The organism is Sulfurospirillum multivorans DSM 12446 (genome assembly GCF_000568815.1).
Classification (GTDB): Bacteria; Campylobacterota; Campylobacteria; order Campylobacterales; family Sulfurospirillaceae; genus Sulfurospirillum; species Sulfurospirillum multivorans.
Window position 1 is genome coordinate 1,415,684 of record NZ_CP007201.1, and the last position, 13,212, is coordinate 1,428,895.

Here is a 13,212-nt window from a genome sequence, read left to right on the forward strand (position 1 = left end):
CCCCTGATGAGAAGACAATTACGTTTCGTAGGTGTAGGTGGTCAGGGTGTTATCTTGGCGGGTGAAATTTTAGCGGTTGCAAAAATCAAAGAGGGCGGTTATGGCGTCAAAGCTTCAACCTATACCTCTCAAGTACGCGGAGGTCCAACAAAAGTTGACATTTTACTCGATGAGAGCGAAATCCTTTTTCCTTACGCCAATGAGGGTGAAATTGAGTTTATGATCGCTACGGCGCAAGTGAGTTTCAATCACTTCAAAAATGGTGTCAAACCCGGTGGTATCATTGTTGTTGAGCCAAACTTGGTAACCGTCAACGAAGAAGATCGTAAAAAATGGAAGATCATTGAAATTCCTATTATCACGATCGCCAAAGAAGAGGTTGGTAATGTTATCACCCAATCTGTCGTTGCACTTGCCATTACAGTCGAGATGACACAAGTACTAGCACACGACTTGGTACGCGAAGTTATGCTCTCCAAAGTGCCTGAAAAAGTTCATGTCGCCAATAATAAAGCGTATGAATTGGGTGTCAAATACGCCAAAGAAGCACTCGCTACACTTTAAAACTTCAAGCTCTTCGGGATCATAACCCGAAGAGCTTACTGCTTTACATGTAAAACTATTTTAGAAAAATAACCACACGAGTAAAACCACACCAAAGCCAAGATTAAACCAACTCATACCATCTTCAAAGAGATAGATGAGCAGTTCGTAGTTGTAGCTTTCAAGCGTTGTTGGGTGCATTGATAAACCATTTTGAGCAAAATGGACAATGTCAGTGGCATAAAAATAAGCGATGATCTCAGGAGCGATAAAAAAGAGTATGACGCCTACAATGCCCCAGAGTGTTTTTTTGGGTTTCATATCCATGAGGGCTTTTTGTGTGGCAGGATGGCGTGCGATTTTTTGGAATTTTTCTTTCAAAGGAAACCTTGTGATGTGGAGCGGGTGACGAGAATCGGACTCGCTACTTTCAGCTTGGGAAGCTAACACTCTACCAATGAGTTACACCCGCATTTTCAAGCAGGCATTATAGCATAGGAAACGCTTAAGAGGAGTATAATTCGGTAGAAAATCCAAAGGAGTCGTGATGGCACATACGTTACATGTAAACAAAGCATTGAAGCAACAGCAAAATGAGATAGACGATTTTACGATCTATTCAATGCTTTCTCTTTCCGATAAAAATAAATCCAATCAAACCATTTTTCGCAAAATTGCCAAAGAAGAGCAAGGGCACTACACGTATCTGAAAACCTACACGCATCAAGAACTTCAACCTCGCCGTTATGTCGTTTTGTTCTATCTTTTCCTTTCAAAAATTGTGGGCATCTCGTTTACGCTCAAATTTTTAGAGGGACGCGAGGAGGGTGCGAAGGCATTTTACAAAGAGCTCATACTCACTGACCCCAAAGCACAAGAGATTTATGAGCAAGAGATTCACCATGAAATAGAGCTTATCGACATGTTGCATGACAAAAAACTGCTTTACGCAGGTGCGATTGTTTTGGGAATGAACGATGCCTTAGTCGAACTTACGGGCACGCTGAGCGGCATTGCATTAGCGTTTGATAAAAGCATGGTGGTGGGAGTTACGGGACTTATTATGGGCATTGCCGCCTCGCTTTCAATGGCTGGGTCTGCTTATTTGGAGTCCAAGGAAAATGTCGGTGATGATGTGAATCCTTTGACCTATTCACTGTACACAGGTGTTTCGTATATTTTAACAACCGCCATTTTAGTCGCACCTTTTTTCATCTTTGAGAAAATCTCTATTGCCATTATTTGGATGTTTGGTTCCGCACTTGTGGCAATTTTTCTCTATAATTTTTACATCTCCGTTGCCAAAGATTTGTCCTTTTGGAAACGGGTGCGTGAGATGTCTTACATCACCTTTGGGGTTGCCCTTATCTCGTTTGGCATCGGTTATGTGGTCAAACATTACTTTGGCATTGAGATCTAAAAAAGCTAGATTAGGTTTTACATGTAATTTAAAAAGTGCTATTTTTTTCAAACTCCGCTGTGCCATAATGAATGAAATGAAATCAAGGAGTCATTATGGATTATAGAATCGAAAAAGACACTATGGGTGAGATCAAAGTTCCCAATGAGCGTTACTGGGGAGCTCAAACAGAGCGTAGTTTGGAGAACTTTAAAATCGGCACAGAGAAGATGCCCAAAGAGCTTATTCGCGCCTTTGCACTACTCAAACGCTCTTTAGCCACGGTCAATCAAAAGCTAAACAAACTCGATGCCAAAAAAGCAGGCGCTATCATCCAAGCATGCGATGAGATTCTTGCAGGTAAATTTGACGGTGAATTTCCCCTCGCCATCTGGCAAACGGGCAGTGGCACACAGACCAATATGAACCTGAACGAAGTCATTGCTAATCGCGCGACAGAAATATTAGGAGGCGATTTTAGAAAAGAGAAACTCATTCACCCCAACGACCATGTCAATATGTCTCAAAGCTCTAACGACACCTTCCCCACAGCCATGCACATCGCCAGTGTCATCGAAATCGAAGAGCAACTGCTTCCTTCTTTAGAAAAGCTCAAAGAGACACTGGAAGCCAAAGAAAAAGAGTTTGCTGGCATCATCAAAATAGGTCGAACGCACCTGCAAGATGCGACACCACTTACATTGGGGCAAGAGTTTAGTGGCTATCGTAGTATGTTGGAGCACTCTTCTTCACACATTCTCTTAGCGCTTCAATCCTTGCGCGAGCTTGCCATCGGCGGAACGGCTGTGGGCACGGGCATCAACGCGCATCCAAAACTGAGCGAATTTGTCAGTGAAGAGCTTACGAAACTCACAGGCAAAACCTTTGTCTCTTCTCCCAATAAATTTCACGCCTTAACGTCGCATGATGCGCTCGTTTTTGCCAGTGGTGCAAACAAAGGACTAGCGGCGAACTTGATGAAAATCGCCAATGACATCAGATGGCTCGCTTCGGGTCCACGGTGTGGCATTGGTGAGCTGAACATTCCTGAGAATGAGCCAGGAAGCTCCATCATGCCAGGCAAAGTGAACCCTACGCAAGCCGAAGCAGTGACGATGGTTGCATGCCAAGTGTTTGGTGCCGATACGGCGATTGCATTTGGGGCAAGCCAAGGTAACTTTGAGCTCAATGTCTTTAAACCCGTCATCATCCTCAATTTCTTGCAACAGGTCAGGCTGTTAGGCGATGTGATGGAGTCGTTTCGGATTCATTGCGTGGAAGGCATTGAAGCCAACAGTGAGAAGATCGCATCCAACCTTCAAAATTCGTTGATGCTGGTCACGGCACTCAATCCGTACATCGGCTATGAAAACGCCGCTAAAGTTGCCAAGCTCGCACACAAAGAGCATCTCAGCCTCAAAGAAGCATGCATCAAACTCTCACTTTTAACCTCTGAAGAGTTTGATCGTTATGTGATTCCCTCAGAGATGATTCACCCCAAAGCGTAAAAATGAGACACGTAGCGATCAAAATGCGGTCGCTACGCTTTACATGTAACACTTTTGTGACGCATGGTATGGCTTTTGCATAAACTCCTTAAAATCTTCAAGGAGTTCTCTTGGAAACAATCGTTAAAGGTATCAGTAAACCCTTACTTAAAAATGAGCGAAAAATGGGCACCGAAGCTCCTGCTATCAGCCTTACCATGCAAAGTGGCGAAAGCAAAGTCATCGGTATGTTGGCAACCAAAGTTCAAGTGATGATCACCTTGCCGTATCACGATTCTCTAAGCCCCGCACTTTTTGAGATCACACAAAAATACCACGAACAAGCGTTTATCTACTTTATCGGTCCACAGCCGTTAGATCAATCAATCAATCCTGCCTGTACTTCGGTTGATTTTGAGGAGTTCACCAAAAAATTTGGTGTCTACATCGATGAAACACTCTGTGCAAAATCTATCTTCATCATCAATAAAGATGGTCAATTTGTCTACAAAGAGATCACGAGCGATGTTGAAGATGCGTTTGACCTTGAGATGTTTGAGACGAAGCTTCATGAAGCGATCCATTTTAAGAAAAAAGGGCATGTGCACGAAAATTGGATGGGCGCATGAGTGAGCAAACCCTGTTTTGGCTCTCTTCCAATGGGTACGATGCAAATGATCTCAATCTCGTTGGCAAGTATGGCAATTCTGCCCTGATGAAAGCGGTGCGCGAAGGCAATGCGGCTGTGACTACGGAACTCATTGAAGCAGGTGTGGATCTGGAACTTAGAAATATCGATGGCAATACCGCCATTTGGAATGCCTGTTTTGGTGGGGATTTTACCTGTGTAGAGCTTTTGGTGAAAGCGGGCATTGAGCTCAACAGCCAAAATGACAATGGCGTAACGGCGTTAATGTACTGTGCTAGTTCAGGAAAAGAGGCGATGACACGGCTTTTATTAGACTTTCATGCCGATACAACCATCGCTAATTTGGATGATTTTAAAGCGATCGATCTTGCGAGTACGCCTACTATTTACAAGATGCTCAAAGCAAGCATCTCGTAAACAGAGCGTTACATGTAAAGGTTAGTGTAAAAAGTTTTTAATGCCTGTAAAGATGAGTTGCGCCGAAAGTGCTGAGAGCACAAGCCCTGTGACTTTACTAAACACGATCAGTCCTGTTCGCCCGATCAGTCGTTCGATGTGCCCAGAGAGATAGAGCAACACACCAATGCTAAAAATCGCTCCTAACAGTGCGCTTGAACCAAGCACCAAGTCTTCAATACCCTCCATATCGGCACCCATAACCATCAGCGCACCCACGGTTCCAGGTCCTACGGTGACGGGAATCGCCAAAGGCACAACGGCATGTTTGAGGATGTCAGCTTTACATGTAGGCTCAGCATTGACATCTTTTTGCACCAAATCAACAGCGGTAAGAAACAAAAGTGCGCCCGCCCCAATGCGAAACGCATCCAGCGTTATGCCAAAAAGTTCAAAAATGTATTTGCCAAAAAAGAGAATAATCATACAGCTGATCGCAATCGCCAAGGTTACTTTGATTGCAAGGCGTCTTTTGTCACTTTCACTGATCCCTTTGGTCATCGACAAAAAGATGGTCGTGACAAAAAAGGGCGTCATAATAAAAAAGAATTTGACATAAATCGCAAAAAAAGCAGAGAGGTGAATCATGGTGTCTCCTTAAAAAGAGTTGGCATTATAGCACTTTTTCAGTTGCGCTTTGGCAGAATGGAGGCATGAAAAAAGAGATCCTTTACCTAACCGAATATTTAGCCAAAAGTCAAGGCGAACAAGAACGCGCTTTTTATGAATTACTAGTGCAAAACCTTACTTCCTTAGAGCTTTACACGCCCACTAAATTTACGCAAGTACAGATCAGCGCTTTAATGTCCCGACAAGGGTTTTGTGCTCCTTCTGGCTTTATTGAGGGAACAAAAGCGCTAGATGCTGCTTTTGAGTCTGCTCTTCCTAAACCACTGCAAGAAGCTAAGAAAAGCCTTTTTATGACACTGTTAAGCGTCAATTTTCCTAAAAAGAAAGGGTTTTTGAACGTCTCATTAGACCTTTTTCTTTCCCAACTCGAACCCGTGGAAAAAAGCATCTATGAAAACCTTTTAGCCTATGTGTCAGGACTCAATCGCGCCCTTGCGCTATTTTTTGTCTTAGGTAAAGAAGATGTGCAAAACTTCACACCAGAGCGGTTAGTGGTTTTTGGAGAATCTTTACATGTGAAGCTTTTGGAATTTCTCTTTAACGAAGAAGAAAACGCTTTGCTGAGTCAAGGACTGAAAGAGTTACTTGGGGTTTACCTGAGCCTTTATGGCAAATATCTTTACATGTAACCCTAAACGGTCAATTTTAGTCTTTCGTTTACGTTATAATTGTCATTATAAATTCTAAAGGTTTAGACAATGAATAAAGATGAAAAAGAGCTCAGTTGTGCTGAGTGTGGAACGCTGAACTGCCATAAACACGAGAGCCGTTACCCTAAGTTTTGTTTGACGACCAATGTTGATGAGGATATGCTCGAAGAGTCTCTTGAGTGCTACCAAGAAGAGGGGATTGACCGCAAAATTGCCATGGCGGCGGCTGACATTGAGGGTGAGTATTATGGACAACTCACACGTGTCGAAGAGATACTTGCTTTTGCAAGACGCATTGGTGCTAAAAAGATTGGCATAGCTTCGTGTGTTGGATTAGCGGCTGAGTCTAAAATTTTTGCTGAGATTCTCAAAGTCAATGGCTTTGATGTTTTTATGGCAATCTGTAAAGTAGGCTCACGCGATAAATGCGAAATAGGACTCAAAGAAGAGCAAAAAATTCGCCCTAATACGTTTGAGCCGATGTGCAATCCTGTCCTTCAAGCCAAGTATTTAAACAAAGCCAAGACGGATCTCAATGTCATTATGGGGTTGTGTGTCGGGCACGATTCACTGTTTATCAAATACGCCAAAGCGACGACAACCTATCTTGTCGTAAAAGATCGTGTTTTAGGGCACAATCCTGTTGCAGCACTCTACACTACAGGTACTTACTATAAAAAGTTACTCAGTCCAAAAGAGTATTAATTTTTTACATGTAAAGAGGAGAGTACCTAGAATTTGTATTCTCTTATTATTTAATATCCGCCAAAAGTTTTGCAAAATAACGCGATTTGATCTGCTCACTTGCCATGATCTGTTTGATGGGTGGAAGTTTAAGCAGCACGCCCAAAATTGCTGCCATTGCGCGGTGATTCCAGAGTGCGTGGTTATCAAAAATAAGATCTTGCAGTTTCCCTCGCTCTATCGCCATCATCACTGTTTTATGCGCAGCGTTAACGGGGGTAATGATGCGTTTAGCACGCTCTTTTAAAGAGATGACATGATCTTTGCATGCAGTAACACAAATACCGCAACCCAAACAGCGACTCTCATCTAACGTAGCTTTTAGTCTCTTTGGCTTTTGCGGATCGTGTGCTGAAACCATTGAGATAGCCTCTACGGGACAGGCTTGAGCACATTGGCTACAACCATGACATGTAATAAGATCCATTTGGGGTAAAAAATTGGTGGTTTCTACGGGATTTAAAAAGGCAAAACGGCGCGCGGCGGTGAGTGCTTCGCAACAACAGCTGCAACAATTGCAGATAAAATTGACCCCATTTTGTGCATTTTCACCAAATTGCACCAGTTTATATTCTCTGGCTTGCTCTAAAAGTTCTAACCCTTCGCTTTTTTCTACGAGCCTTGTATAGCCATGTTTGGAGAGCGAGTGTGCTGTGTGACCAAACGTCATACAAATCTCCAGCGGAGCATCACAAGCCGTTCCTAAATGTTGCTTTTTATGACGACAATAACAGAGTCCCACACCCATAAATTTAGAACTCTCAATGATATGCGAAGCACGCTCATAATCAAGCACATACAGACTGTTTTGAGGCGAGAGCGCATTTTCATTGACAAAAGTACGCCCTGGTTTGGTTTCACCCGTAAAGAGCGCTTTGATGAACTCCTCTTCAACACTGAGGTATTGGTAAAAAAGTTCTGAGATCAATTTTTGATCAACATGTCCGCCTGTGCGCATCAAGCTAAACTCAAAAAAACCAGCCATCGGAGGAGGGAGCACATAGGTAGAACTTCCCTCTTGTTCAATATCGATCAAAAGTGCTTTGGAACAGAGTGTATCGAGTATTTTGTGGGCTTCCAAAACACTGACGCTCCAGCTTTGCGCGGCGATTTCTGCTTTAAAAGGTTTGATGGGAAGGAGAGCAACAAGTTCGGCTTCTTTGGGCGTAAAAAGAAGGCTTAGAATTTTATGGAGGGTTTGAGAGGGAGGCGCACCCAAAGGAAAGTGGTTGAGCCGCTCAATGAGGTGCGTGTAACCTTCTCGTGAAGTGAGGTGTGACATGTGATCATCTCCTTTAAAAAAGGTAGAGAACTTATTTAAATAAAAGCGCCAAGGGTGCGTGAGCTTTCCGCTGAGGAAAACCCAGTGTTAACGTAGCTTAAGAAGCTTTGCTTTAAAAGCGTGTTAAGAGTTCTGTAAAGAACTCTATTTAAATAGGATACTTCCTAAACGAACCATATTTGACCCACAAGCGATGGCAAGTTCAAAATCCCCACTCATGCCCATAGAACAGTATTTTGCACCATGACCTTGGAGTGATTCAAAAATTTTATGGGTGGTTTCAAAACTCTTTTGAATGATAGCAGTCTCTTCGCTATGCGCGCCAATGCTCATGACACCTTTAAGTTGAAGGTGTTTACATGTAAGCGCGATTTGTTCATACACTTCTACTGCCTCTTCAGGCATAACACCCGCTTTTTGCTCTTCATACGCACTGTTGATTTGAAGTAAAACATTCATTGTTTTATTCTTTACATGTAAACGTTTGTCGATCTCTTGCGCGAGTTCTAAGGAGCTTAGAGAGTGCATTAACGAAGGCTCTAAGTCGATGAGCTGATTGATTTTATTGGTTTGTAAACGCCCGATAAAATGCCATTCGAGTGGAAGATGAGCGAGTGCATGAACTTTGTCACTCATGTCTTGGATTTTATTTTCGCCAAAACAGCGTTGCCCTGCGTTATACATGGCTTCGATCATCGAAGGATCGGCACTTTTACTCGCCGCAACGATCTTCACAATCAGGTGTTGATCGACACTCAAACGCGCTTTTTCAACGCGTGTGAGAATTTCATCCAGTGTGGTTACGAAATTTTTAGCTTCCATTGGTTAGCCTGTAAATATCATTAAAAATGCTCAATGCCATCAGGCTTAAAAGCAACATCCATCCCGCGGTTGTCATACTGGTAAGAACCCGCTCGCTCGGTGCTCGTTTAGTAATAAGCTCGTACAGATTGAACATAATGTGCCCGCCATCAAGGGCAGGAATCGGCAAAAGATTGAGCACGCCAAGGTTGACTGAAATAAGCGCTGTTAACGCAAAAAGTGCGACAAGACCCGCGGCACTCGCTTCAGACGTGACTTGAACGATAGAGATGATGCCACCTAACTCTTTGGGAGAGACAACGCCTTCGATCAATTTTTGAAGACTGGTCAAAATAAGCGTGGTTGATTTAACCGTCTGTTCCCACGCAAAGTTTGGAAGTTCGCTGATGCCATAGACGACTTCCATTGTTTTTCCACTCGGTGCAATGCCGATCATCTTTTTCTGTTTGGTCTCGCCAAACATATTTTGGTATTCATTGATTTTTGGGGTTAAAAGAAGAGTTTGGACACTGCCTAAACGCTCGATTTTGACTTCGAGTTTGCTCGTGCTCTCTTGGATCAGCTGACTCACTTCATCCCACGCCTCAATGAGCGTGCCGTTGATCATCACAATGCGGTCATTTTCTTGAAGACCTGCTTCAAGTGCGGGTGAGCTTGGGCTAATTTGACCAATAATCGGAGCAAATTTGGTAACACCCATGGAGCCAATGGCGATGAAAAGTAAGAAGGCGAGTAAGAAATTTGCAAAGGGACCTGCAAAAAGGATGATGATGCGCTTCCATGGCGTTTTGGTCGTGTAGCTATCGGCGTCATAACTGATTTTGGTTGGATCGCGATCGTCTTGTCCTTTCATCTGCACGTAACCGCCTAGAGGAATGAGAGAAAGGCAATACTCCGTCTTTCCAACCACTTTTGTGAAGACTTTTTTGCCAAATCCAATGCTAAAAACTTCGACATGCACGCCAAAAAAACGTGCCGCTAAAAAGTGACCCAATTCGTGGAAAAAAATGAGAAACGAGAGAACCAGAATGGAGGTAAGTGTTCCCATTAATTGGTTCCTTTTTTGGTATAGCCGATGATGTATTCATAGCCAGAGTAAAGTGTCAGTGCCACAGCTGCCCACAAAAGGAGGTTCGCATATGGCCAGTTCATCATTAAAAAACCAATGGCGATCATCTGAAGAACGGTTTTGACTTTGCCCGCCATACTGGCTGCAATGTCTTTGCCTTCACCCATCGCAGCCACACGAAGTCCTGTGATGAAAAATTCACGTGTGAGGATGAGAAAAATCGCCCAAGGATTAGCACGATCGATCATCATTAGTCCTAAAAAAGCGGCTAGAGTGAGCATTTTATCGGCCAATGGATCTAAAATAGCACCGAGTTGTGTTTTTTGATTCCAATTGCGTGCGATGTAGCCATCAAAAAAGTCCGTCGCACTTGCGATGACAAAAATGAGTGTCGCAAAATAGTCTATCCAGCTTACATGTAAACCTGAAAAGAGACTCAAATCGCGATTGACTAAAAAAATAAACATAAGGGGTGCTAAGGCGATCCTCATGCTTGCAAGTGCGTTAGGTAGGTTCATCATTTAAACGTCGTTCCACCATCAATAAGCATGGTATGCCCTGTGATCCACGAAGCTTTATCTGAACAGAGAAACAGACATGCACCCGCTAGGTCTTGTGGTTGACCCATGCGTCCCAAAGGAGAGAGTTTTGCGGTAACATCACGTACCTCTTCGTAGTTGGTAAACGCTCTCAAAGCATCGGTTTCGATGGGGCCACCGCTGACCGCATTGACACGAATGCCTTTACAGCCAAGTTCCGCTGCGGCGTAACGTACCATCGTCTCAACCGCCGCTTTGGCGGTACCATGACCTGCATAGTTTTCGATGTAAACCAGATTGCCCGTAGAGGAGAGAGAGATGATGCTTCCGCCACCCACTTTTTCCATACGTTTGGCGGATTCTTGTGCTCCCACAACAAAAGCATTAACAGTTGCGGTGAAAATGTTGTTAATACCACGAGGTTTGAGTTTCATGAACTTCGTGTATCCGCCGACAGCAGGGCGCCCCGAGATGATGGCATTGGAGATAAAATAATCGACACGATCAAACTCTTTATCGATCTCTAAAAAGAGGTCTTTATAGGTCTCTGGCTCTAAGATATTAAGGGCGTAGGCTCTGGCTTTAATGCCATAGTTTGCCTCCAAATCTTTGACTTGCTCCATTGCAATCTCTTCATTGGAGTTATAGGTAAACGCAATATTTACACCCGCTCTGGCAAATTCATACACAATAGCTTGTCCGATACCTCTCGTACCGCCACTAATGACAAGTGTTTTTCCCTTCATTAAAATCCTTTGATCGTATATTTTTTGAGCGTATTTTCAATACGTTTCATGTTCTCATTACTCGGTGCGCACAGGGGTAAGCGGTACTCTAAGCTCTCCAATAATCCTGCAATGTACATCGCCGCTTTAATCGGAATAGGGTTACTCTCACAAAAAAGTGTTTTATTGATCTCATAGAGTGAGTCATTGATGGCTTTTGCACCATGAAAATCACCTTTGAGTGCTAAATGCGTGAGCTCTGCAATTTGGTCAGGCAAGATATTGGACGTAACTGAAATAACGCCTGATCCACCATTGGAGAGAATAGGGTAGTTAATCGCATCTTCACCGCTAAAAACGGAAAGTTTGGGTTGGTGTGCGAGCAAATCAACACAACGATCAATCGAACCTGTGGCTTCTTTTACCCCGTAAATATTGGGGCAGGCTTCAAAAAGTCTAAAGATGGTATCGGGAAGTAAATCACACCCTGTTCGTCCTGGAACATTGTACAACAGCACAGGAATATCTACAGAACCCGAAATCGCTTTGTAGTGCTGAAACAGCCCCTCTTGCGTTGGTTTATTATAGTATGGTGTGACGGAGAGAATGCCGTGTGCGCCATGGGCTTGGGCAAATTTTGCCAAACCAATCGCTTCATGCGTTGCATTGCTTCCAGCCCCTGCGAGCACTTTAACATCGCTGTGTGAACAGACATCAACGGCTATTTCGATACAGCGACGGTGTTCGTCATGATCCAGTGTTGCACTCTCTCCAGTCGTTCCTACAGGAACAACAACGTCGATGCCATTTTTAATCTGTCTTTCTATCAGTTTTGCGTATTGAACTTCATCGAGTTTTCCATTTTTAAACGGAGTGATAAGCGCGGTCATCGCTCCTAGTAACGCCTGTTGCATGTTAGTAATCCTTTCTTAATATCACAGTTGTGGATGATTGTGGAACCAAATAGGTCGTGACAGCTTTGATAATATCCTCTTTTTTCAGCGCATTGATGCCTTCTTCATAGGTTAATAATGGGGAGATGTTCCCCTTGGCATAATATGAGCCAAACAACGTTGCAAGCTCGCTTGAACTCTCTAAATTGTGTATGAAATCGGCTCGTGTGTTGATCTTAATCTTTTCAATATCGCGATCACTCACATCGCCTTTTTTAAGGCTTTCAATGATGTTTAAAATCTCTACTTCAACGCTCTCCGCTTTCACACCAGGGTTACAAACGGCTAAAAACAAGAAGACAGAAGGGTCTTTGGCTTCCATCGCATAACCATAGATTTGATTGACCAGTTTTTTTTCATCAACCAAAATTCGGTGAAGTTTACTGCTCTTTCCACTGCTTAGAAGTTCGCTTAAAGCAGATAATGCGACTTGATCTTTGTGTGCAAAGTTAGGGATTTTGTAGGCGATTGCCACCATTTCCACTTCGCTCTCTTTTTTAATGAGCAGACGTTTTGCGCCATCTTGCTGTGGCTCGACTTGATGATGCGCTGCTGGAACAGAAGTCGCGTTTTTAATCTCACCAAAGTATTTGGTAACGTTGCTAAAAACCTCTTCAGGTTCAATGTCGCCTGCTACAACAACGATAGCATTTGAGGGTTGATAATACTTAGCGTGAAAACTACGAATGTCTTCAATGCTCCAGTTTTTAATGTCGTCTTTAAACCCAATTGGTGTCCAGTGATACGGATGATAGGTAAATGCGTTATTAAAAAGTCTGAAGTAGAGATACCCAATCGGAGAGTTATCGGTTCTCCAAAGGCGCTCTTCGAGTACCACATTGCGCTCTGGTTGAAACTCTTCATCGGAGAGTTTGAGATTTTGCATCAGTTCTGCAAAAAGTTCCAACGATTTTGGCAAATTCTTGGAGGAACTTTTGATGTAGTAGTGTGTAAAATCAAACCCTGTAGAGGCGTTATTCACCCCTCCAAAGCCTTTGACAATTTCGTCAAATTCACCCGTTTTGAGGTTTTTGGTGGATTTAAAATTGAGATGCTCCAGCATGTGAGCAATGCCGCTTTTTCCCATAATTTCATTACCACTGCCGACTTTGTAAAAAATGTCTGTTGTGATGACATCACTTTTATTGTGCATGGGAATGACAACGATTTGTAGACCATTCTCCAAGGTTTTGGTAAAGTGCTCAGGAAGTGAATTAGCCATCAATGCTCCTAAAAATGTTAAAAATAGTAGTACCTTTTTCAT

Annotated in this window: 16 protein-coding genes and 1 tRNA gene; 7 read left to right on the plus strand and 10 right to left on the minus strand. The window is 43.2% G+C overall.

What is annotated here, in order from left to right; translation table 11 throughout:
• Positions 1-6 precede the first annotated feature (6 nt).
• On the plus strand, positions 7-564 hold the full coding sequence (locus SMUL_RS07230; RefSeq protein WP_025344591.1) for a 2-oxoacid:acceptor oxidoreductase family protein: 558 nt from the start codon (positions 7-9) through the stop codon (positions 562-564).
• A gap of 60 nt (positions 565-624) precedes the next feature.
• Here SMUL_RS07230 and SMUL_RS07235 read toward each other — a convergent pair whose 3' ends face one another.
• Both SMUL_RS07235 and SMUL_RS07240 read right to left on the minus strand, forming a co-directional pair.
• Positions 625-924: a hypothetical protein gene (locus SMUL_RS07235; protein WP_025344592.1), complete on the minus strand. Its 300-nt coding sequence runs from the start codon at positions 922-924 to the stop codon at positions 625-627.
• 16 nt (positions 925-940) lie between these two features.
• A tRNA-Gly gene (locus tag SMUL_RS07240) sits at positions 941-1,015 on the minus strand.
• Positions 1,016-1,090: 75 nt separating this feature from the next.
• On the opposite strand from SMUL_RS07240, the gene SMUL_RS07245 reads away from it, so the two are divergent.
• From SMUL_RS07245 to SMUL_RS07260, 4 genes are all read left to right on the plus strand, one after another.
• Positions 1,091-1,963: a VIT1/CCC1 transporter family protein gene (locus tag SMUL_RS07245; protein WP_025344593.1), complete on the plus strand. Its 873-nt coding sequence runs from the start codon at positions 1,091-1,093 to the stop codon at positions 1,961-1,963.
• A gap of 95 nt (positions 1,964-2,058) precedes the next feature.
• Positions 2,059-3,450, plus strand: coding sequence for a class II fumarate hydratase (gene fumC, locus SMUL_RS07250; RefSeq protein ID WP_025344594.1), 1,392 nt, complete (start codon positions 2,059-2,061; stop codon positions 3,448-3,450).
• A 110-nt stretch (positions 3,451-3,560) separates the two neighbouring features.
• Entirely contained in the window at positions 3,561-4,058 is a 498-nt protein-coding gene (locus tag SMUL_RS07255; RefSeq protein ID WP_025344595.1) for a thioredoxin domain-containing protein, read from the plus strand.
• Complete coding sequence (locus SMUL_RS07260) at positions 4,055-4,495, plus strand: ankyrin repeat domain-containing protein (protein ID WP_038533172.1); 441 nt, start codon at positions 4,055-4,057, stop codon at positions 4,493-4,495. Before SMUL_RS07255 ends, SMUL_RS07260 begins: the two co-directional genes overlap by 4 nt.
• Before the next feature lie 21 nt (positions 4,496-4,516).
• On the opposite strand, the gene SMUL_RS07265 is transcribed toward SMUL_RS07260, so the two are convergent.
• Positions 4,517-5,122 carry a MarC family protein gene (locus tag SMUL_RS07265; protein ID WP_025344597.1) on the minus strand — a complete coding sequence of 202 codons (606 nt, stop codon included), beginning with the start codon at positions 5,120-5,122 and terminating at the stop codon, positions 4,517-4,519.
• A 65-nt stretch (positions 5,123-5,187) separates the two neighbouring features.
• Between SMUL_RS07265 and SMUL_RS07270 the strand changes: the two genes are divergently transcribed.
• Both SMUL_RS07270 and SMUL_RS07275 read left to right on the plus strand, forming a co-directional pair.
• A complete protein-coding gene (locus SMUL_RS07270; protein ID WP_025344598.1) occupies positions 5,188-5,793 on the plus strand; it encodes a hypothetical protein in 606 nt (201 codons plus the stop codon).
• Positions 5,794-5,862: 69 nt separating this feature from the next.
• Positions 5,863-6,519 carry a DUF1847 domain-containing protein gene (locus SMUL_RS07275; RefSeq protein WP_025344599.1) on the plus strand — a complete coding sequence of 219 codons (657 nt, stop codon included), beginning with the start codon at positions 5,863-5,865 and terminating at the stop codon, positions 6,517-6,519.
• A 46-nt stretch (positions 6,520-6,565) separates the two neighbouring features.
• Here SMUL_RS07275 and SMUL_RS07280 read toward each other — a convergent pair whose 3' ends face one another.
• From SMUL_RS07280 to SMUL_RS07310, 7 genes are all read right to left on the minus strand, one after another.
• Positions 6,566-7,840: a 4Fe-4S binding protein gene (locus tag SMUL_RS07280; RefSeq protein ID WP_025344600.1), complete on the minus strand. Its 1,275-nt coding sequence runs from the start codon at positions 7,838-7,840 to the stop codon at positions 6,566-6,568.
• Positions 7,841-7,984: 144 nt separating this feature from the next.
• Entirely contained in the window at positions 7,985-8,662 is a 678-nt protein-coding gene (locus tag SMUL_RS07285) for a YggS family pyridoxal phosphate-dependent enzyme (RefSeq protein ID WP_025344601.1), read from the minus strand.
• Positions 8,652-9,710 carry an RIP metalloprotease RseP gene (gene rseP, locus SMUL_RS07290; RefSeq protein WP_025344602.1) on the minus strand — a complete coding sequence of 353 codons (1,059 nt, stop codon included), beginning with the start codon at positions 9,708-9,710 and terminating at the stop codon, positions 8,652-8,654. The genes SMUL_RS07285 and rseP overlap by 11 nt, the downstream gene beginning before the upstream one ends.
• Positions 9,710-10,252: a CDP-diacylglycerol--glycerol-3-phosphate 3-phosphatidyltransferase gene (pgsA, locus tag SMUL_RS07295; RefSeq protein WP_025344603.1), complete on the minus strand. Its 543-nt coding sequence runs from the start codon at positions 10,250-10,252 to the stop codon at positions 9,710-9,712. Before pgsA ends, rseP begins: the two co-directional genes overlap by 1 nt.
• Positions 10,249-11,016: an enoyl-ACP reductase gene (locus tag SMUL_RS07300; protein WP_025344604.1), complete on the minus strand. Its 768-nt coding sequence runs from the start codon at positions 11,014-11,016 to the stop codon at positions 10,249-10,251. The genes pgsA and SMUL_RS07300 overlap by 4 nt, the downstream gene beginning before the upstream one ends.
• A complete protein-coding gene (gene dapA / locus SMUL_RS07305) occupies positions 11,016-11,909 on the minus strand; it encodes a 4-hydroxy-tetrahydrodipicolinate synthase (protein WP_025344605.1) in 894 nt (297 codons plus the stop codon). The genes SMUL_RS07300 and dapA overlap by 1 nt, the downstream gene beginning before the upstream one ends.
• Position 11,910: 1 nt before the next feature.
• On the minus strand, positions 11,911-13,170 hold the full coding sequence (locus SMUL_RS07310; protein ID WP_025344606.1) for a M16 family metallopeptidase: 1,260 nt from the start codon (positions 13,168-13,170) through the stop codon (positions 11,911-11,913).
• Positions 13,171-13,212: the final 42 nt, after the last annotated feature.